20 protein-coding genes are annotated in these 20,005 nt (G+C 70.9%); 14 read left to right on the top strand and 6 right to left on the bottom strand.

The features are described from left to right. The first annotated feature begins 5 nt into the window (after positions 1-5). The 11 genes from AB0G17_RS01095 to AB0G17_RS01045 are packed head-to-tail and all read left to right on the top strand — an operon-like array spanning position 6 to position 11,668. On the top strand, positions 6-1,283 hold the full coding sequence (locus tag AB0G17_RS01095) for a glycosyltransferase (protein WP_361374154.1): 1,278 nt from the start codon (positions 6-8) through the stop codon (positions 1,281-1,283). After that, positions 1,280-2,515, top strand: a complete 1,236-nt coding sequence (locus tag AB0G17_RS01090) for a class I SAM-dependent methyltransferase (protein WP_361374152.1) — start codon at positions 1,280-1,282, stop codon at positions 2,513-2,515. The genes AB0G17_RS01095 and AB0G17_RS01090 overlap by 4 nt, the downstream gene beginning before the upstream one ends. A gap of 11 nt (positions 2,516-2,526) precedes the next feature. Further along, positions 2,527-3,321: a glucose-1-phosphate cytidylyltransferase gene (locus AB0G17_RS01085; RefSeq protein WP_361374150.1), complete on the top strand. Its 795-nt coding sequence runs from the start codon at positions 2,527-2,529 to the stop codon at positions 3,319-3,321. Next, positions 3,318-3,965 carry a PIG-L family deacetylase gene (locus AB0G17_RS01080; RefSeq protein WP_361374148.1) on the top strand — a complete coding sequence of 216 codons (648 nt, stop codon included), beginning with the start codon at positions 3,318-3,320 and terminating at the stop codon, positions 3,963-3,965. Before AB0G17_RS01085 ends, AB0G17_RS01080 begins: the two co-directional genes overlap by 4 nt. Positions 3,966-3,968: 3 nt before the next feature. Continuing rightward, positions 3,969-4,994 carry an SDR family oxidoreductase gene (locus AB0G17_RS01075; RefSeq protein WP_361374146.1) on the top strand — a complete coding sequence of 342 codons (1,026 nt, stop codon included), beginning with the start codon at positions 3,969-3,971 and terminating at the stop codon, positions 4,992-4,994. Between the two features lie 20 nt (positions 4,995-5,014). Next, positions 5,015-6,328, top strand: coding sequence for a DUF4910 domain-containing protein (locus AB0G17_RS01070; RefSeq protein ID WP_361374567.1), 1,314 nt, complete (start codon positions 5,015-5,017; stop codon positions 6,326-6,328). Then, a complete protein-coding gene (locus tag AB0G17_RS01065; protein WP_361374144.1) occupies positions 6,325-7,623 on the top strand; it encodes a hypothetical protein in 1,299 nt (432 codons plus the stop codon). Before AB0G17_RS01070 ends, AB0G17_RS01065 begins: the two co-directional genes overlap by 4 nt. Further along, on the top strand, positions 7,620-8,567 hold the full coding sequence (locus AB0G17_RS01060) for a glycosyltransferase family 2 protein (protein WP_361374142.1): 948 nt from the start codon (positions 7,620-7,622) through the stop codon (positions 8,565-8,567). Before AB0G17_RS01065 ends, AB0G17_RS01060 begins: the two co-directional genes overlap by 4 nt. Beyond that, positions 8,564-9,787: a polysaccharide pyruvyl transferase family protein gene (locus tag AB0G17_RS01055; protein ID WP_361374140.1), complete on the top strand. Its 1,224-nt coding sequence runs from the start codon at positions 8,564-8,566 to the stop codon at positions 9,785-9,787. Before AB0G17_RS01060 ends, AB0G17_RS01055 begins: the two co-directional genes overlap by 4 nt. Then, positions 9,784-10,335 (top strand): dTDP-4-dehydrorhamnose 3,5-epimerase, encoded by a 552-nt coding sequence (rfbC, locus tag AB0G17_RS01050; RefSeq protein WP_361374138.1) that lies wholly within the window; start codon positions 9,784-9,786, stop codon positions 10,333-10,335. Before AB0G17_RS01055 ends, rfbC begins: the two co-directional genes overlap by 4 nt. 7 nt (positions 10,336-10,342) lie before the next feature. Further along, on the top strand, positions 10,343-11,668 hold the full coding sequence (locus tag AB0G17_RS01045) for a glutamate-1-semialdehyde 2,1-aminomutase (RefSeq protein WP_361374136.1): 1,326 nt from the start codon (positions 10,343-10,345) through the stop codon (positions 11,666-11,668). 43 nt (positions 11,669-11,711) lie between these two features. Here AB0G17_RS01045 and AB0G17_RS01040 read toward each other — a convergent pair whose 3' ends face one another. Next, positions 11,712-12,398 carry a phosphatase PAP2 family protein gene (locus tag AB0G17_RS01040; protein ID WP_361374134.1) on the bottom strand — a complete coding sequence of 229 codons (687 nt, stop codon included), beginning with the start codon at positions 12,396-12,398 and terminating at the stop codon, positions 11,712-11,714. A gap of 608 nt (positions 12,399-13,006) precedes the next feature. On the opposite strand from AB0G17_RS01040, the gene AB0G17_RS01035 reads away from it, so the two are divergent. After that, on the top strand, positions 13,007-13,609 hold the full coding sequence (locus AB0G17_RS01035) for a restriction endonuclease (protein WP_361374132.1): 603 nt from the start codon (positions 13,007-13,009) through the stop codon (positions 13,607-13,609). Between the two features lie 138 nt (positions 13,610-13,747). Here the strand turns inward: AB0G17_RS01035 and eno are convergent, their stop codons facing one another. Beyond that, positions 13,748-15,055: a phosphopyruvate hydratase gene (gene eno / locus AB0G17_RS01030; protein WP_361374130.1), complete on the bottom strand. Its 1,308-nt coding sequence runs from the start codon at positions 15,053-15,055 to the stop codon at positions 13,748-13,750. Between the two features lie 162 nt (positions 15,056-15,217). On the opposite strand from eno, the gene AB0G17_RS01025 reads away from it, so the two are divergent. After that, complete coding sequence (locus AB0G17_RS01025) at positions 15,218-15,640, top strand: MarR family transcriptional regulator (RefSeq protein WP_361374128.1); 423 nt, start codon at positions 15,218-15,220, stop codon at positions 15,638-15,640. Between the two features lie 62 nt (positions 15,641-15,702). Here the strand turns inward: AB0G17_RS01025 and AB0G17_RS01020 are convergent, their stop codons facing one another. From AB0G17_RS01020 to AB0G17_RS01005, 4 genes are all read right to left on the bottom strand, one after another. Next, entirely contained in the window at positions 15,703-16,302 is a 600-nt protein-coding gene (locus AB0G17_RS01020) for a hypothetical protein (RefSeq protein WP_361374126.1), read from the bottom strand. Beyond that, entirely contained in the window at positions 16,299-16,673 is a 375-nt protein-coding gene (locus AB0G17_RS01015; protein WP_361374124.1) for a PadR family transcriptional regulator, read from the bottom strand. Before AB0G17_RS01015 ends, AB0G17_RS01020 begins: the two co-directional genes overlap by 4 nt. A 99-nt stretch (positions 16,674-16,772) precedes the next feature. Further along, positions 16,773-17,867 carry a HAMP domain-containing sensor histidine kinase gene (locus AB0G17_RS01010; RefSeq protein ID WP_361374122.1) on the bottom strand — a complete coding sequence of 365 codons (1,095 nt, stop codon included), beginning with the start codon at positions 17,865-17,867 and terminating at the stop codon, positions 16,773-16,775. A 10-nt stretch (positions 17,868-17,877) separates the two neighbouring features. Continuing rightward, positions 17,878-18,573 carry a response regulator transcription factor gene (locus tag AB0G17_RS01005; protein ID WP_361374120.1) on the bottom strand — a complete coding sequence of 232 codons (696 nt, stop codon included), beginning with the start codon at positions 18,571-18,573 and terminating at the stop codon, positions 17,878-17,880. Positions 18,574-18,899: 326 nt separating this feature from the next. Here AB0G17_RS01005 and AB0G17_RS01000 point away from each other — a divergent pair, with 326 nt between their 5' ends. Then, positions 18,900-19,976: an endonuclease/exonuclease/phosphatase family protein gene (locus AB0G17_RS01000; RefSeq protein WP_361374118.1), complete on the top strand. Its 1,077-nt coding sequence runs from the start codon at positions 18,900-18,902 to the stop codon at positions 19,974-19,976. Positions 19,977-20,005 lie beyond the last annotated feature (29 nt).

The following is a 20,005-nucleotide window of genomic DNA, read 5'->3' as shown; positions in this document are numbered from 1 at the left end:
CAAGCATGCACGTGCTCGTAGTGCACAACCGCTACGCCTCGGCGCAGCCGAGCGGGGAGAACAAGGTCGTCGACCAGGAGGTGGCGCTGCTGCGCGGGGCCGGCCACCGGGTCGAGGTGTTCGAGCGGCGCAGCGACGAGATCGCCGCCCGGTCCCTGCTGGGCAAGGTCGCGGTGCCGCTGCTGGTGCCGTGGAACCCGGCGGTCCGCTCGGAGCTCGCCGCCCGGCTCCGTACCGAGCGGCCGGACGTGGTGCACGTCCACAACGTCTTCCCGCTCCTGTCGCCGGCGGTGCTGGCCGCCTGCGCCGACGCCGGTGTGCCCGCCGTGGCCACGCTGCACAACTACACCCAGATCTGCCCGCCGGGCACTCTGCAGCGGGACGGCCGGCCGTGCACGGAGTGCGTCGGGTCCTCGCCGCTGCCCGCCGTCCGGCACGGCTGCTACCGGAACTCCCGCCTCGCGACGGTGCCGCTCGCGGTGAGCCTGTCGGTCAACCGGCGGCGGTGGTGGTCCGGCGTGGAGCGGTTCTTCTGCATCTCCGCGGCGCAGCGCGACGTCCTGGTGCGGTCCGGAATGCCGGCCGAGCGGCTGACGGTGAAGCACAACTTCGTTCCGGAGCCCGGCACTTGCCGCATGGGTGACGGCGAGCATGTGCTGTATCTCGGCCGGCTGGCGGAGGCCAAGGGCGTGCGGCTGCTCATGGCCGCGTGGGACGAGATCGCCGCGGACGGCGGTGTGGGCGTGCCGCTCGTGGTCGCCGGCGCGGGGCCACTGGAGCGAGAGGTGACGGCCTGGGCGGCGGGCCGGGACGACGTGCGGTACGTCGGCCTGTACGACCCGGCCCAGTGCCGGGAGGCCGTCGCGCGGTCGGTCGCCGTGGTGGCTCCCTCAACGTGGCTGGAGGCGTTCGGCCTGGTGGTCGTGGAGGCGATGGCGGCGGGGGTCCCGGCCGTCGCCGCCGGCCACGGCGCCTTCGTCGAACTCGTCGAGGACGGCGTGACCGGGCTGCTGCACCAGCCGGGCGAGCCCGCCTCACTCGCGTCCTGCCTGCGCCGGATCACGGCCGATTCGGCCGGCAACCGGGAGATGGGCCAGGCGGCCCGGCGCCGTTACGAGCAGGGGTTCAGCCCGGCCGTCGGCCTTGAGCGCCTGGTGGAGGGGTACCGAACCGCGATCGCGGGTCGGTCCGGCGGCGGGGACAGCCCGCCGCCGGTAGGGGACAAAAGCACTGGCTCGCGACGGGGCACCCGCGCGAACAGGGGGGATGGGGGCAGTACATGACACGATGCCGACTCTGCGGCTCGGCGGCGCTGGCGAGCGTCGTCGATCTGGGGGCGACCCCGCCGTGCGAGAGCTTTCTCGCCGCGGACCAACTGGACCAACCGGAGCCCGCGTACCCGCTGCACCTGCGGGTCTGCACCGACTGCTGGCTCGCGCAGATCCCGCCGCTGATCACACCGGAGGAGACGTTCAAGGAGTACGCGTACTTCTCCTCGTACTCGACCTCCTGGGTGGAGCACGCGCGCACGTTCGTCGCCGACGCCGTGGAGCGGGTGGGTCTCGGCCCCGACGCCTTCGTGGTCGAGGTCGCGAGCAACGACGGGTACCTGCTGAAGCACGTGGCGGACCGGGGGATCCGCTGCCTCGGCATCGAGCCGTCGGTGAACGTCGGCGCCGCGGCGCGGGACGCGGGTGTGCCCACGCTCACGGAGTTCCTGAGCCCGGACACCGGCTCGGCCGTCCGCGCCGAGCACGGCCCGGCGGACCTGGTCGTGGCCAACAACGTGTACGCGCACATCCCCGACGTGGTCGGGTTCACCGAGGGGCTGCGCGCCCTGGTGGCCGACGACGGCTGGGTCTCGATCGAGGTGCAGCACCTGCTGACCCTGATCGAGGAGAACCAGTACGACACGATCTACCACGAGCACTTCCAGTACTACACGGTCGCGTCCGCGATCCGAGCCCTTGCGAGCGGCGGACTCACGCTCGTGGACGTCGAGTTGCTGCCCACGCACGGCGGCTCCATCCGGCTGTGGGCCCGGCCGGCCGAGGTGGCCGGCGAGCCGAGCCGGAGGGTGGCTGACGTACTGGAGAAGGAGAAGGCCGCCGGGCTGCAGGAGCTGTCCGGGTACACCGAGTTCTCCGCCCGGGTGGCCAAGGTGCGCCGGGACCTGCTGCGGTTCCTCATCGAGGCGGCCGAGCGCGGCGAGACGGTGGTCGGCTACGGCGCCCCGGGCAAGGGCAACACCCTGCTCAACCACTGCGGCATCCGGCCCGACCTGCTCGCGTACACGGTCGACCGCAACCCGTACAAGCACGGCAGGTTCACCCCGGGCACCCGCATCCCGATCCTGCCGCCCGAGCAGATCGCCGCCGACAAGCCGGACTACGTCCTCGTCCTCCCGTGGAACCTGCGGGCCGAGCTGGTCGAGCAGTTGTCCTTCGTGCACGACTGGGGCGGCCGACTCGTCTTCCCCATACCGGAACTGGGCATTGTCGAGGCCGCGTCTTGAAAGGGCACAGCATGAAGGTCGTTCTGTTCTGCGGCGGTTACGGGATGCGGATGCGCAGCGGTGCCGCGGACGACGTCCCCAAGCCGATGGCGATGGTCGGCCCGCGACCGCTGATCTGGCACGTCATGCGCTACTACGCGTACTTCGGGCACACCGAGTTCATCCTGTGCCTCGGCTACGGGGCTCACCACATCAAGGACTTCTTCCTCAACTACAAGGAGACGACGTCCAACGACTTCGTGCTGCGGGGCGGGCGGACCGAGCTGCTGTCCACCGACATCTCGGACTGGACGATCACGTTCGTGCAGACGGGCATCGAGTCACCGATCGGAGAGCGGTTGCGCCGGGTGCGGCACCACCTGGAGGGCGAGGAGATGTTCCTCGCCAACTACGCCGACGTGCTCACCGACGCCCCGCTGCCGCAGATGATCGACAGCTTCGCCCGGCGCGACGCCGGCGCGTCGATGATGGTGGTGCCGCCGCAGTCCTCGTTCCACTGCGTGGAGCTGGGCGAGGACGGACTGGTGGGGGGCATCACCGCGGTGAGCGAACTGCCCCTGTGGGAGAACGGCGGCTACTTCGTGCTCCGCCAGGAGGTCTTCGACCACATCCCCGAGGGCGGGGACCTGATCGCTGACGGATGCGCCCAACTGGCCAAGCGGGGGCGGCTGGTGGCGCATCAGCACCGCGGCTTCTGGAAGCCGACGGACACCGTGAAGGAGCGGGCCGCGCTCGACGACGCCTACGCCAGGGGCGACCGTCCGTGGGCCGTGTGGGAGCGGGACAGTGCCGGAGTCAGAGCGTGATCCGGCTTGGGGCCGGGCGCCTGGACCGGATCGTCGCGGTGGGCGCGCACTGCGACGACATCGCGATCGGCGCCGGTGGCACGCTGCTGACGCTGTGCCTCGCGCGGCCGGGAATCCGCGTCGACGCACTGGTGCTCTCCGGCGGCGGCACCGACCGGGAGCAGGAGGAGCAGGCCGCGCTCGCCGCCTTCTGCCCGGGCGCCGACCTGCGGCTTACGGTCCTCAAGTTGGCGGACGGCCGACTGCCGGCACAGTGGGAGGAGGCCAAGGCCGCGGCCGAGGAGCTGCGCGGGCAGACCGACCCGGATCTCGTGCTGGCCCCGCGCACCGATGACGCGCACCAGGATCACCGCGGCCTGGCGCAGCTGATACCCACCGCGTTCCGTGACCACCTCGTACTCGGCTACGAGATCGTCAAGTGGGACGGCGATCTCGGCCGTATGGCGGCGTATCAGCCGCTGTCGCCGGAGATCGCCGAACAGAAGGTGCGGCTGCTGCAGGAGCACTACCCCTCGCAGCGGCACCGGCCCTGGTACGACCGGGAGGCCTTCCTCGGTCTTGCGCGAATCCGCGGCATCGAATGCCACGAGCGATACGCCGAGGCGTTCGCCGTCACCAAACTCACGCTCAACCTGGGGGGTTGAACCTTGCGCGTACTACTGACCGGACACCAGGGATACCTGGGAACCGTCATGGCTCCGGTCCTCACGGCCGCCGGAAACGAAGTCGTCGGCCTCGACTCCGGCCTGTTCGCCGACTGCGTCCTCGGCCCGTCGCCCGACGACCCGCAGGGGCATCAGGTGGACCTGCGCGACGTCACGGCCGAACACGTGGCCGGAGTGGACGCCGTGATCCACCTGGCCGCGCTGTCCAACGACCCGCTGGGGTCGCTGGCGCCGGAGCTCACCTACGACATCAACCACCACGCGTCCGTACGCCTTGCGCGGCTGGCCCGCGAAGCCGGCGTGCGGCGCTTCCTCTACGCGTCGACCTGCTCGGTGTACGGCGCCGCCGGCGGCGACGAGCTGGTGGGCGAGGACGCCCCGCTGCGCCCGGTGACGCCGTACGCGGAGTCCAAGGTGCGGGTGGAGGACGACCTGCACGCGCTGGCCGACGGCGACTTCAGCCCGGTGTTCATGCGCAATGCCACCGCCTTCGGCTACTCACCCCGGCTGCGCGCCGACATTGTGCTGAACAACCTGGTGGGCCACGCGCTCCTCTCCGGCGAGGTGCTCGTGCTCTCCGACGGCACCCCCTGGCGCCCGCTGGTGCACGCCGCCGACATCGCCCGGGCCTTCGCGGCCGCGCTGACCGCGCCGCGCGAGGCGGTGCGCGACCGGGCGTTCAACATCGGCAGCGAGACCAACAACGTCACGGTCGCGGAGATCGCCGAGCAGGTCGCCGACGCGGTGCCCGGCGCGAAGGTGAGGATCACCGGGGAGAACGGCGCCGATCCACGGTCGTACCGGGTGGACTTCTCCCGCTTCCGCGCCGCGATACCCGGCTTCGACTGCGAGTGGACGGTGAAGCAGGGCGCGCTCGAACTCGCCGAGGCCTACCGGAAGTTCGAGCTGACCCGGGAGGACTTCGAGCGACGCTTCACCCGCCTTGCCGTGCTGCGCGCGGCGTCCGACGCCGGTACCGTCGACGACACCCTGCGGTGGCGCCGATGACCACGGCCGGCGAACAGCCGATGGCCACCGCCGGCGAAGAGATGTACGCGCTGGTGGAGCGGCTGTACCCGCTGTGCCGGAGCATCACCGGCGACGGTGTGCGCGCCACCCTGGACATCGTCGGCGAGTACGTCCCGCTCCAGATGCACGAGGTGCCGACCGGGACGCACGTGCTCGACTGGACGGTGCCGCAGGAGTGGAACATCCGGGACGCGTACATCGCCGACACCGCCGGAAACCGGGTCGTCGACTTCGCCGCGTCCAGCCTGCACGTGCTCGGCTACAGCGTGCCGGTGTCGGCGACCATGCCGCTGTCCGAGCTGCGCGGACACCTGCACACCCTGCCGGAGCACCCGAGTTGGGTGCCGTACCGCACCAGCTACTACAAACCGGAGTGGGGGTTCTGCCTGGCCCAGGAGACCCTGGATGCGATGCCGGACGGCGAGTACGAGGTGCGCATCGACTCCACGCTCGCGGACGGCCACCTCACGTACGCCGAGCACGTGGTCCCCGGGCAGGTCGCGGACGAGGTGATCGTCTCCTGCCACGTCTGCCATCCGTCGCTGGCCAACGACAACCTGGCCGGCATCGCGGTGGCGACGTTCCTGGCCCGGGCGCTGGCGGAGCGGACGCCGTACTACACCTACCGGTTCATCTTCGCGCCCGGCACCATCGGCGCGATCACCTGGCTGGCCCGCAACGCGGAGCGGATCAATGGGGTATCCCCTGCTCGAGCGGAGCCGAGAGCTCGGGGAAGGGTCAAGCACGGCCTCGTGCTGGCCTGCGCAGGCGACCGGGGCCAACTGACGTACAAGCAGAGCAGGCGCGGCGACGCGGAGATCGACCGGGTGATGCGGCATGTGCTGGCCGCCTCCGAACGCCTGTACCACATCACGGAGTTCACTCCCTACGGCTACGACGAGCGGCAGTTCTGCTCGCCCGGGTTCAATCTCGGCGTGGGCTCGCTCAGCCGGACGCCGTACGCCGGCTATCCCGAGTACCACACCTCGGCGGACAACCTGGACTTCGTCTCCCCGGAGGCGATGGCGGACACCCTCGCCGTCTGCCGCGAGGCGTTCGCCGTCCTCGACCGCAACCGGAGGTTCCTCAATCTCAGCCCCTACGGCGAACCACAGCTGGGCCGACGCGGGCTGTACGACGCGCTCGGCGGCCGCAGCGACACCAAGCAGGCCCAGATGGCCATGCTCTGGGTGCTCAGCCTCTCGGACGGCGAGCACAGTCTGCTGGATGTCGCCGAGCGGTCCGGTCTGCCGTTCAGCGCCGTCGCCGCCGCGGCCGACGCCCTGCACGGCGCCGAGCTGATCAAGGCATGACGCCGATGCCCACCGGGGAGGGGAAGGCGACGGCACCGGCCGGATCCGCCAAGCGGGCCATGGTCGGCCGACTGTCCTGGGGACTGGCCGACCAGGCGGCCTCCAGCATCAGCAACTTCGTGGTGGGCATCTACGTGGCCCGCTCGCTGGGGCTGACCGCGTTCGGCGTGTTCAGCCTGGCCTGGGTGACCTACGGCGTGGTGCTCAACGTCTCCCGCGGGCTGGCCACCGACCCCCTCGTGGTGCGCTTCAGCGGCGTGTCGGATGCGTCCTGGCGCGGGGCGGTGGCCCGGTCGTCGGGTACCGCGCTCGGCGTCGGTGCCGCCCTCGGCGCGGCGTGTCTGGTGGTCGGGCTTGGTCTCGGCGGCCGCGTGGGGCCCGCGTTCGCCTGCCTCGGCGTCATGCTGCCGGGGCTGCTGCTGCAGGACGCCTGGCGGTTCTCGTTCTTCGCCGCCGGCGCCGGGCGGAAGGCGTTCATCAACGACGTCGTGTGGGGCGTCGCGCTCGTTCCGGCCATGGTCGTGGCGGCTCACGCGGGCAACGTGGCCGCTTTCGTGCTCGCCTGGGGCGCGTCCGCCACGGTGGCGGCGGCGTACGGCTACCTCCAGTCCGGCATCCGGCCCCGGGCGACCGAGGCGCGCGGATGGCTCGGCGAGCAGCGCGATCTCGGCTACCGGTACCTGGTCGAGAACGTCAGCCTCAGCGGCGCGAGCCAGCTGCGGGCGTACGGGCTCGGCGCGATCGTCGGGGTCGGCGCGGTGGGTGCGGTGCGCGGCGCCGAACTCCTGCTCGGCCCTTTCCTCGCGGTGCTGATGGGTCTGTCGCTGGTCACCGTTCCTGAGGCGGCACGGGTGCTGCGGCAAGCCCCGCACCGGCTGGGCAGGTTCTGCCTCCTGCTGGGCGGCGGGCAGGCGTCCGCCGCGCTGCTCTGGGGCGGCGCCCTGCTGCTGATGCCGGACCGGCTCGGCGAGTTCGTCCTGGGCGACGTCTGGCACTCCTCCGCACGGCTCATCGTGCCGGTCACGCTCGCCGTCGCGGGCGCGGGCCTCGGCACCGGCGCGGCGGCCGGTCTGCGCGCGCTCGGCGCGGCCCGGCGCAGCCTGCGCTCCCAGCTGTTCGCCTCCGCCTGCTATGTCAGCGGCGGGCTCGGCGGGGCGGCCGTCGCCGGCACGGCCGGCTCGGCCTGGGGCGTCGCCACCGCGACCGTCAGCGGCTCGGCCGTGTGGTGGCTGCACCTGCGTTCCGCCCTGCGCGAGCGCCACCACCACCCCATCCCCGAAGTGAGGACCTCATGACCGACCGACCCAGGCTGAGCATCGGCCTGCCCGTCTACAACGGCGAGGAGTACCTGGCCGAGTCGCTCGACGCCCTGCTCGGCCAGACCTACGAGGACTTCGAGCTGGTCATCTCCGACAACGCCTCGACCGACGGGACCCAGGAGATCTGCCACCAGTACGCGGCCAAGGACTCGCGCATCCGGTACCTCCGGCTGCCCCGGAACATCGGCGCCACGCCGAACCACAACCACGTGTTCACCGAGTCCCGCGGCGAGCTGTTCAAGTGGGCCTCGCACGACGACCTCTACGGCCGCGACCTGCTGCGGCGCTGCGTCGAGGCACTGGACGAGCGGCCCGACGTGATCCTCGCGCACACGGACCAGGCGGTCATCGACCAAGACGGCAAGCTGAAGGTCCCCTACGAGTACGGGCTCGCCACCGACTCGCCGCACGCGCCGGAGCGCTTCCGGAGCCTGCTGTTCGAGCCGGGAGGCGACGACTTCTACGGGGTGATGCGGGCCGACATGCTGCGCCGGGTGAAGCCGCTCGACAGCTACCACCACGCGGACCGCACGTTCGTCGCCGAGATCACTCTGCACGGGCCCTTCCACCAGGTGCCCGAGCTGCTGTACTTCCGCCGCGACCACCCCAACCGCGCCGAGCGGGCGAACCCTTCCAAGCGTTCCCGGTGCGTCAACCTGGACCCGCGCCGGGCCGGCCCACTGCACCCGACTCCCCGGCTGCTCGCCGAGTACGTCTGGGGTTTCGCCTCGGCGGTCCGGCGGGCGCCGTTGTCCGCCGCCGACCGGCGCGCGTGCTACGGCCACCTGGCCGCGTGGATGACCAGCCGGGTGCGGCCGGGCGCGGGCGAGCGGGTCGAGGACCGCGCCCCGGTCGAGCCGGGCGGACTCACCGTATCCGTAGACGCCCTCGTCGCCGGGCGTGAAGGGAGGCAGGCATGAAAACCGCGACACGTGTGGGGGTGTTCGGCCTGCTCGGCTCCGGCAACCTCGGCAACGACGGGTCGCTCCAGGCCGTGCTCGGGTACCTCCGCGCCGAGCACCCGGAGGCGGTCGTGGACGCGCTGTGCGGCGGACCCGAGGCCGTCACGGCCCGCTACGGGATCCCCGCGACGCGGCTGCACTGGTACCGCGGTGAGTACCGGACCGCGTCGCGGGCGGGCGCGATCGCGGCGAAGGGTCTGGGCAAACTCGTCGACGCCTTCCGCACCGCCGCCTGGGTGCGCCGTCACGACGTGGTGATCGTGCCGGGCATGGGCGTCCTGGAGGCCACACTGCCGCTGCGCCCGTGGGGCTTCCCGTACTCGCTGTTCCTTCTCTGCGCGAGCGGCCGGTTGCTGCGCACACGGGTCGCGCTGGTCAGCGTCGGCGCCGCCGAGATCGGCAACCGGCCAACCCGGGCCCTGGTGCGCTGGTCGGCGCGGCTGGCCGCGTACCGGTCGTACCGGGACACCCCGTCCCGCGACGCGATGCGGGCGATGGGCGTGGACACCGCGCGCGACGAGATCTACCCGGACCTCGCGTTCGCCCTGCCGACGCCGGGGGTTGCCGGCGCGCCCTCGGGCTCGCCGGGCCTGGTCTGTGTCGGTGTCATGGACTTCCACGGCGGCAACGACGACCGCCCCCGGGCCGAGGAGATATACCGGCGCTATCTCGACGGGACGATCCGGTTCGTCCGCGCGCTGGTCCAGGAGGGCAGGCAGGTCCGGCTGCTCACCGGTGACGAGTGCGATGCGTCGGTGGTCGCCGCGATCCTCGACGCGGTGGACTCGCCTCTGGTCACCGCTGCCGAGCCGGCCTCGCTTGGCGACCTGATGAAGGAGATGGCGGCCGCCGACACCGTGGTGGCGATCCGGTACCACAACCTGATCTGCGCGCTGAAGACCGGCACGCCGGTGCTCGCGCTCTGCTATGCGGCGAAGAGTGATGCGCTCATGGACCGGATGGGCCTCGGCGCGTACTGCCACCCGGCGCGCGACGTCGACGCCGACCGGCTACTGGAGCAGTTCCGGAAGCTGGAGAAGCACTCGGCCGAGCTACGGCAGACCCTCACCGAGCGGAACCTGGCCACCGCCCGGCACCTGGAGCAGCAGTTCGCGGCCTTGACCACGGCCCTGTTCCCGGCGGCCGACCACACCGACACCCTGCGGAAGGCTCCATGAAAGCGACCGAAGTCCCGGCGATCGCCGGTGCGTTCCTGTTCGAGCCGACGCCGTACGCCGACGAGCGCGGCTTCTTCTGCCGCACCTTCGACGTCGACGTGGTCCGCTCGGTGGGCCTCGACCCGCACGCCTTCGTCCAGGACAGCGTGTCCCGCTCGGCCCGGGGCGTGCTGCGCGGCCTGCACCTGCGCTCCGGCGCCGGAGAGGCCAAGCTGGTGCGGTGCTCGTACGGGAGGATCTTCGACGTCGTCGTGGACCTGCGGACAGACTCGCCGACCTACCTGGGCCGGGCCTTCTTCGAGCTGTCCGACCAGACGCAGGCGACCCTGTACATCCCGGCGGGGTGCGCGCACGGCTTCCAGGCGCTGACCGACACCGCCGACACCTCGTACCGGATCGACCGCCCGCACGATCCGGCCGAGGACGTGACGATCGCGTACGACGACCCGGAGCTCGCCATACCCTGGCCGCTGCCGGTCACATCGATGTCCCAGCGGGACCGGGAGGCGCCGAGCCTCGCCGAGGTCCTGAAACACAAGGAAGGGTGAAGTCGGCTTGGACACAGGAGAGTTCCAGCTCCCCCGGTCGCGGAAGGCGAACGAGCGGTTGCACGCCCTGATCCCCGGGGGCGCGCACACCTACGCCAAGGGCGACGACCAGTACCCCGAGAACCTGGCCCCGGTCATCAGCCACGGCCGCGGTGCCCACGTGTGGGACATCGACGGCAACCGTTACGTCGAGTACGGCTCCGGTCTGCGGTCGGTCAGCCTCGGCCACGCCCACCCGCGCGTGATCGAGGCGGTGCGGCGGGAACTCGACCGCGGCAGCAACTTCGTCCGGCCGTCCATCGTGGAGGTCGAGGCCGCGGAATGCTTCCTGGCCACGGTGCCGACCGCCGAGATGGTGAAGTTCGCGAAGAACGGCTCCGACGCCACCACCGCCGCGGTGCGCCTCGCCCGCGCCGCCACCGGGCGCCCGCGGGTGGCCCTCTGCGCCGACCATCCGTTCTTCTCCGTCGACGACTGGTTCATCGGTACCACACCGATGTCCGCCGGTGTTCCGGCGGCGACCAACGAGCTCACCGTGGCGTTCCCATACGGGGACCTGGCCGCCACGGAGGAGCTGCTCACCCGGTACCAGGACGAGGTCGCCTGCCTGATCCTCGAACCCGCCACCCACACCGAGCCGCCCCCCGGGTACCTCGCCGGCCTGCGCGGGCTGGCCGACCGGCACGGCTGCGTACTGATCTTCGACGAGATGATCACCGGCCTCCGCTGGTCCGAGGCGGGCGCCCAGGGCCTGTACGGCGTCGTCCCCGACCTCTCCACGTTCGGCAAGGCGCTGGGCAACGGATTCGCCGTCTCCGCGCTGGCCGGGCGCCGCGATCTGATGGAGCTGGGCGGGCTGCGCCACTCCGGCGACCGCGTGTTCCTGCTGTCCACCACGCACGGCGCGGAAACACACGCGCTGGCCGCCGCGATGGCCGTACTCACCACGTACGTGGAGGAGGGCATCACCGCGCGGCTGCACGCCCTCGGCGAGCGGCTGGCCGCCGGTGTCCGCGACACCGCGGCCGGCATGGGCGTCGGCGACCACATCGTCGTACGGGGCCGGGCCAGCAACCTGGTCTTCGCCACCCTCGACGAGAACGGGCAGCCGTCACAGCAGTACCGCACCCTGTTCCTGCGCCGGCTCCTCGCGGGCGGGGTGCTGGCCCCGTCGTTCGTGGTGAGCAGCGCGCTCGACGACGCCGACATCGATCACACCGTCGACGTGGTGGCCCAGGCATGTGCGGTGTACCGGAAGGCGCTGGACGCCGGTGACCCCACCTCCTGGCTGGGCGGACGACCGGTGAAGCCCGTGTTCCGCCGCTTGGCGTGAAGTGACGTGACGTAACGTTGGGTTGATATGAAGTGACGTGACGTCAGCAATGCTCCCGGCGACCGGCGCCGACCCCGCGATCGACCAGCCAGTCGGCCATCCGGTCGACCAGCCACGCGGTCGCCGGTATCACCGCCAGCGCGGTGCACCAGCCGCCGAGGACGTCCGTCGCGTAGTGCGCGCCCAGGGCGACCTCCGCCCAGCCCATGGCGGCGCCTGCCACCAGCGCCGCGGCGAGCACGAGCAACGTGCCGGCCGTCCTGCCGAGGCCGAGCCGGCTGGTCGCGAGCAACGCCACCATGAGGCCGAGCGCGGTGGCGAAGGCGGTGTGCCCGCTGGGATAGGACAGGTTGCCGTCGCCGTGGATGGTGCGTCCCACCAGGTGCTTGAGCAGAGTCGCGGTCCCCACGGTCATACCGACGCCGAGGACGACGAGCACCGCTGCACGAGGACGCCGAAGCAGCAGGCAGCCCGTCACGATGGCCCCGACCAGCATCGCCGATCCGGCGGGCTCCCCCAAGAAGTCCATGGCCAGGGCGGCTTGCCGCCACGGCGGCCGCACGCTGTCGGCCGTCGGCGGGACGATCCACCTGTCCACCCTGCCGGGCGCGCTGTGGCCGGCGTACAGGATCCCGAGCACGACGACCACCAGTGCGGCGAGGGCCGCGATCAGCCCGAGCCACGCGCGCGGTGGTGGGGGCAGCACCGCGGGCGTTGGCCGGGCGGTCACACGTCCACCGCGTCCGGTCGACCTGCGGTAGCCTGCCGTGATCGGTAGATGGTGTCTCGGTCAACGACGCCATGGACGCCAGCCGACGTGACCTTCGGCTTCTGCTGGCGCCAACTCCCCACCGACGAGCCCCCGTCGTGTCCGGCCTGGCCCGCACGAGAGCCGTCAGCATGCGCGGCCCCGAACTCGCCAGCCTGTCCGTCCCCCTGGCCAAGGGCATCAGAATCAGTCTCCACTTGCCACCACCCTAGCCAACAATGCGGTCGCGTAAACCGCCATCGGACAGTCCGTGTTGTCAGCACTCCGCGCGTCGTGGTTCTGGAAGCCGATCGGTGGCGGGGCTGGGTCGCCTCGCGCGAGTTGGGAGTCAGGGAACCGGGGCAGACGGGAATCATGAATGATCATGAAGTCGCCGCACACCAGGGAGTCAGGCACATATGACCGCTCCTCTCGGCCGACAGGAAACGACGACGAGCAGACGGACCTTCAGCCTCCGCCAGACCGCGTTGGTCTTCGGGCTGCTGGCCCTACTTCTGTGTGGGGCCGCGCTCACGATGAAGACCCTCTCCAAAGCAGCCGGCGGCGGCCATCCGGGCACAGGTGTGGCCATGGTGGTTTGCGCGTCCGTAGCCCTCTTCGGCCTGCGTCGGGCCCGCCGCCGACACCTGACGGGCCGTCTTGTCGACGCGGCCGAGGCGATCAGCCAGGAGCTTGCCGCACCACCTCGACCGGTAGGCCCGCAGGCCGGCCCCGCGACCGTTGCCCCGTACGCGCCTGAAGAGGGCTCGCTGGACACCGGCGGCGGGACCTTCACGGCAGATGAGTACGGCGCCATGGACGCGGACGCCTTCGAGGAGGCGATAGCCGCCCTGTGCGAGCGGGACGGCTGTGCGGACGTGCAGGTCGTGGGCGGTGCGGGCGACCTGGGAGCGGACGTGCTCGCGACCGCCCCGGACGGCCGCTCGGTGGTCATCCAGTGCAAACGGTACGGGCCCGTGAACAAGGTGGGTTCGCAGGAACTGCAACGCTTCGGAGGCACCTGCTTCGCCGTCCACGAAGCACAGATCGCCGCCGTCGTGACCACAGGCGAGTTCACCCAGCCCGCCCTCGACTACGCCGAGCAGTGCGGAATCCGCTGTGTGGACCACGAGCGCCTCGCCGCCTGGGCCGATGGCACGGGTCCCCCACCGTGGAACGAGGCGGCGGCCTGAAAGCCGTGGGGAAAGCCCTGGTCGAGCCCCCGCTGGCCGTCGGCGACCGCCGCGCCGGCACGCGAGCGGGCCCCCGATCGATCGGGGGCCCGCGCGGCCTCTACCTCGGCCTGCTGTTCACGTACCTCGGTCTGCTGTTCACGCCCGACGCAGCGCGGAGCGGCCCACGAAGCGCGCCGAGTCGCCCAACTCCTCCTCGATCCGTATCAGTTGGTTGTACTTCGCCGTCCGGTCGGAGCGGGAGAGCGAGCCCGTCTTGATCTGACCGCAGCCGGTCGCCACCGCCAGATCCGCGATGGTGGTGTCCTCCGTCTCGCCCGAGCGGTGCGACATGACAGCCGTCCAGCCCGCCTGGTGGGCCGTGGCCACGGCGGCCAGCGCCTCGGTGAGGGTACCGATCTGATTGACCTTGACCAGGACCGAGTTGCCGACTCCGGTGCGGATGCCCTCGCGCAGCAGTGTCTCGTTGGTACAGAACACGTCGTCGCCGGTGAGCTGGCAGCGGTCGCCGACACGGGCGGTCAGCTCGCGCCAGCCGTCCAGGTCGTTCTCCGCCATCGGATCCTCGATCGAGACGACGGGGTAGGCGTCGATGAGCTTGGCCAGGTAGTCGGCGTGCTCGGAGGGAGTGCGGCGCACCCCCTCCCCCGCGTAGTCGTACACCCCGTCGCGGAAGAACTCCGACGATGCCGGGTCCATGACCAGGCCGATGTCCGTGCCGGGGCGGTAGCCGGTGCGCTCGATGGCGGTCATGACGAAGTCGAGCGCCTCCTCAGCGGTACGCAGCGCGGGCGCGAAGCCGCCCTCGTCACCCACGCCCGTGGAGTGCCCGGCGGCGAGCAGATCACGGCGCAGGGTGTGGAAGACCTCGCTGCCCATGCGGACGGCTTCGGCGAAGGTGTCCGCGCCCACGGGAGCGATCATGAACTCCTGGAAGTCCAGCGGATTGTCGGCGTGGGCGCCGCCGTTGACGATGTTCATCATCGGCAGCGGCAGGAGGTGGGCGTCTGCGCCGCCGAGGTAGCGGTAGAGCGGCTGGCGGTGGGCCGCCGCGGCGGCCTTGGCGGCGGCGAGGGAGACGCCGAGGATCGCGTTGGCGCCGAGCCGGGACTTGGTGGCGGTGCCGTCGAGGGCGACCAGCGCGGCGTCGAGGCCCGCCTGGTCCGCCGCGTCCCGGCCGCGCACGGACGCCGCGATCTCCCCGTTGACGTGCCCCACCGCGCGGTCGACGCCTTTGCCGTGCCAGCGCGCGGAGTCCTGGTCGCGCAGTTCCACTGCCTCCCGGGCGCCGGTGGAGGCGCCGGACGGGACGGCCGCGCGCCCCAGGGACCCGTCCGTCAGGACGACGTCGACCTCGACCGTGGGGTTGCCCCGGCTGTCGATGATCCTGCGGGCGGTGACGGTCTCGATGGTGGCGGTGACGGTGCCGACTGCCTTTGCGGACATGGGAGGTCCTTCCCGTTGTCGTGTGCCGTGGCCCCGGCTGCGACAACGCTGGCGCTGAGCCCGACAACGCAAACCATACAGCAATGCTGTTCAGTTTTGCTGTACAGCATTGCTGTGCAGGTCAGCTGCACAGCAATGCCGGCCAACGGGGTAAAGTGCCCTATGCCCACCCCGGAAGCCGCCGCCATCGCCGCCGAACTGCGCACCGCGATGGGCAAGCTCACCCGACGCGTCAAACACGAGGACCGCATCCCGCTGGGCCAGGCCGCCGTGCTCGGCGCACTCGACCGCAACGGCGCCATGACCACCAGCGACCTCGCCGCCGATCAGCGCGTACGCCCCCAGTCGATGGCCCGAGCGGTGGGGCTGCTCATGGAGCAGAACCTGATCACGCGCCGGGCGCACCCCACGGACGGCCGCAAGTCGCTGGTCGAGCTGTCGGACGCGGGCCGGGCCGCGCTCGAAGCGGAGCGTAGCCGCAGGGCCGGTTGGCTGGCGCAGGCCATCGAGGCCGAACTCACCGATGAGGAGCGGGCGTTGCTGGCCCGGAGCGCCGCTCTGCTGGAGCGGCTCGCCACACGCTAGACGAGTCGTTCCGATGTGATCAGCGGCACGCGACGGAGATTCCGCGACGTCGGCGGCCGCGCTCAGGCGCGGCGGACCCGCCAGAGCCATGCTGTCGTACCGGCCAGCAGGGCGAGCGTCGCCAGGTTGGCCAGGAGAGCCGGAGTGTCGCCCGCCGGGGCTGCGCTGGACCACACCCAGATGCTGATGGCCACGGTCGGCAGGACGGCGGTGACCAGAACGCCGATGTTCTTCTGAACAGAGGTCCAGTGCACCGAGGTGAAGAGAAGCACCGCGCCGATGACGCGGAACATGGTGCTGCAGAACTGCACGCCGGGGACGTCCGGGAAGACCGCCGCGAAGAGGAAGGGGACGGTCAGCATCAGGAGCGGGACCAGGGCGTGCACCTTGCCGCGCCGGGCGGGTGCGCCGAGAGGGCTGCGGGCCGAGGCCCCGGCAACCCCGTTGCCCGCCTCGGCCAGTGCCGTCGCCGCGATGGTGCGGGGGTCCCCCAGCTCCGCCAGTATTCCGCCGATCGCGGCATCGGGGCGTTCGGCGCGCGTCACCTCGATGTGTTCGGCGAGGTCGGCGAGGAGTTCCTGGCGACGGTCGACCGGGAGTGTGGAGGCCTCGCGCTCGACGGCGGAGAGGTAGTCGCGTACGGGGTCGGCTGAGGTCTTCATGCGAGGTCTCCGGTGGGGGGGTGTGGGGTGGTCAGGAAGGCGTCGACGGCGTTGCGGAAGCCGGGCCAGACACGGGTGAACTCGTCGAGTGCGGCCCGGCCGCTGTCGGTGAGCGCGTAGTAGCGACGGGGTGGACCGGAGGCGGACTCCTGCCAGGTGGTGGTGACCAGGTCGTCGCGGCGGAGCCGGGAGAGCAGCGGATAGACCGTGCCCTGGCTGGTGGCCAGGGCTCCGGAGGCCTCCAGGGCCTGGAGGAGTTCCACGCCGTAGCGGGGGCGGTCGCGCATCAGGGCGAGTACGCAGTACTCCAGGACACCCTTGCGCAGCTGGGCAGCGGCCCGGGCCTGCTTGGTCGAATCACCTGGTTCCATGCGATGCAAGATACCTGGCGCGGCAAGTGCGACGGAAGGGGGGTGAGTGTAGCTCCCGTCGGTGGACCGGTCGCGTCCGCCGCCTCATTACCTGTCGGCTTACCTGTCGGCGTCAGGCGCTACCGCAGGTAGTTCCACAGTGATGAGGATCCCTCCGGCCGAGCGCGGGGTGAGGGTGAGTGTTCCGTCGTGTGCGCGGGTGATGGTCTTGACGATCGCCAGGCCGAGACCGACACCCGCGTGATCGGTGTGAACGCGTTCGGTGCCGCGCTGGAACGGTTCGGTGAGTGTCGCGGCCAGCTCCGCGGTGACCTGCTCGCCGGTGTTCTCGACGGTGAGCACCACCGTCTTGGGGCGGACGGCGGTCTTGACCCATACGGTGCCCTGTTCAGGCACGTTGTGGACGATCGCGTTGTGGACGAGGTTCGTGGTCAGCTGCAGCAGGAGCGCCGGCGATCCGATCGTCGGGGTGATGTCGCCGCTGGTCTCGATGGTGACACCCCGCCTGTCCGCGAGGGGCAGGAGCGTTTCGGTGGCTTCTTCCGCCAGGAGGGACAAGTCGATGGGTTCCCGGGTGAAGGTCCGCTGGTCGGCGCGGCTGAGCAGGAGCAGTGCCTCGGTGAGGTCGATCGCTCGGGTGTTGACCGCGTGGAGGCGTTCGATGAGTTCACCGGTGTCGCTCTTCGGATCGGTGCGGGCCACGTCGAGCAGTGCCTTCGAGATCGCCAGCGGGGTGCGCAATTCGTGAGAGGCGTTGGCTGCGAATCTCTGCTGTTCGGCGACGTGCGCTTCGAGCCGTACGAGCATGGCGTCGAAGGCGTCGGCCAGTTCGCGGAACTCGTCCTTGCGGCCGGGTAGCCGGATTCGGTGGGAGAGCGATCCGTGCGTGGCCATGCGGGTGGCCTCCGTGATGCGGGTCAGCGGGGCGAGCATGCGGCCGGCGAGGAGCCACCCTCCCAGGAGACCGAAAACCAGCAGGAACACCAGTACCGCGGCTGCCCTCGGAGCGAAGACCTCCAGGAGGGCGGACCGGACAGGAAAGACACCGCTCGTGGGTTTGTCGTCCGGATTGATGAGCATCGCGCGGTTGGGGACGTAACGCAGGAGGAACACCCACACCGCCGCGAGCAGCAGGACGCCGGCCAGCATGAGGAATCCGGCGTAGCTGAGGGTGAGTTTGAGGCGAACGCTCAACCCAGCTGCCCTATCCACGCTCGCCTCCCTCGTGTCCGGCCTCCGGCTGGGTGTCGATGCGGTAGCCGACGCCCGGCACGGTGGCGATGATCCAGGGTTCGCCCAGCCGCTTGCGCAAGACCGATACGGTGATGCGCACGGCGTTGGTTAACGGGTCGGCGTTCTCGTCCCAGGCGCGCTCCAGGAGTTCTTCGGCGCTGACGACACCGCCTTCGGCAGCGACGAGGACTTCGAGCACGGCGAACTGTTTCCTGGTCAGTGCGACAAAGCAGCCGTCCCTGTACACCTCTCGGCGGAACGGATCCACCCGCAGCCCCGCGATCTCTCGAACAGGGGGCCTGTTGTGCGCACGCCTGCGGTCGAGTGCTCTGAGCCTGAGCACGAGTTCCCGGAGTTCGAAAGGCTTCGTGAGGTAGTCGTCGGCGCCGAGTTCGAACCCGGATGCCTTGTCGTCGAGGCGGTCGGCCGCGGTGAGCATGAGGATCGGCATACCGCTGCCGGAAGCGACGACGCGCTTGGCGATCTCGTCACCGGACGGCCCGGGGATGTCGCGGTCGAGGACGACGATGTCGTAGGCGTTGACGCCCAGCAGTTCCAGAGCGGTGCCGCCGTCACCTGCGATGTCGGCCGCGATCGCTTCCAGGCGTAGGCCGTCGCGGATCGCTTCAGCCAGAAAGAGTTCGTCCTCGACGATCAACACGCGCATGGATTGATGCTACGAGTCGGCACGTATCGTCGGCGTATCCAAAATCGCATACGCCCCGGCAACACGGTGCCGCCTTGACTGGCGGCATGAAGCGAAAGCCTCCCTCAGAGCGAGCAAGGAACCGCCGGATTCGCCGGCTCGTGGTGCCGTCGTCCCCCGCGCCGTGACGGTCTCCGACGACGAGGTTCGGTACGGGCTGTGCCAGATCCACACGAACGAAACGAACCGCGCCCCGAAGCGACAGATCGCCGCTGCCCGCGCATGTACGGCGAGCCCACCCAAGACCTGAGGACGCACCAGTGACCGGCAGTGAGCGAGGACAGACGATGACGCAGGTGGATACGGCGGAGACCGGACAGGGCGGCGCCGACCGCCCGGATACCCGTGCCGGTACTTGGCGCACGGGCATCCGCCGGGCGATCCGCATCAGCTCCCGGCCGGGGCCCTGGAAGCGCGGCCCGGTGCTCGCGGCGCTGGCGCTGCTGCTCGGCCTGCTCATACTGCTGCACGCGAAGGTCACGGACCGCGCGGGCCTCGGCAGCCTGGTGGAGACCTTCCTGCCCTGGTTCGGCCTGTTCATCCCCGTGCTCCTGGTCGCGGCGCTCTGGCGCCGCTCCGCCACCGCGGTGGTCACCCTGCTGCTTCCGGCCGTGGTGTGGCTGAACCTCTTCGGCGGGCTGCTCAGCGACAAGTCCCACCCGAACAGCGACCTCACCCTGGTCAGCCACAACGTCGACGCCGACAACCCCGACCCGGCCGGCACCGCCCGGGACCTGGCCGCCTCCGGGGCGGACGTACTGGCACTGGAGGAGGTCACCCCACAGGCGAAGCCGCTGTACGAGAAGGGCCTGGCGAAGGCGTACCCGTACCACACGGTGCAGGGCACGGTCGGGCTGTGGAGCAAGCTGCCGCTGTCCGACACCCGGCCGGTCGACATCAAGCAGGACGTCGGACCGCTGGGGGACAGCAAGCCGGCCGACGTCAAACTGGCCTACAACCGCGCGCTGCGCGCCACGGTGGCCACGGACCGCGGTCCGCTGGCGGTGTACGTGGCCCACCTGGGGTCCGTACGCGTGCTTCCCGGGAAGGGCTTCTGGACGGAAAGCCGCAACCGCGGCGCGAAGGCGCTCGCCGAGGCCGTCGCCGCCGAGCGGAACGAGCGAATGGTGCTGCTCGGCGACCTGAACGGCACCATCGGCGACCGCGCCTTCGACGACATCACCTCGCAGCTGCACTCGGCCCAGGAGGCGGCCGGGGACGGCTTCGGCTTCAGCTGGCCGGCGAATTTCCCGGTGGCGCGGATCGACCAGATCCTGGTCCGCGGAGTGGAGCCGGAGAAGTCGTGGGTACTGCCGGCCACTGGCAGCGACCACCGGCCGGTTGCTGCCGGAATCAGCTGGTGAGGTTCAGCCCCCGGTGCCGCATCCAGGGT

It is taken from the genome of Streptomyces sp. NPDC023838, from assembly GCF_040639555.1.
In the GTDB taxonomy this organism is placed as follows: Bacteria; Actinomycetota; Actinomycetes; order Streptomycetales; family Streptomycetaceae; genus Streptomyces.
This window is presented reverse-complemented; position numbering and strand designations above follow the sequence as displayed.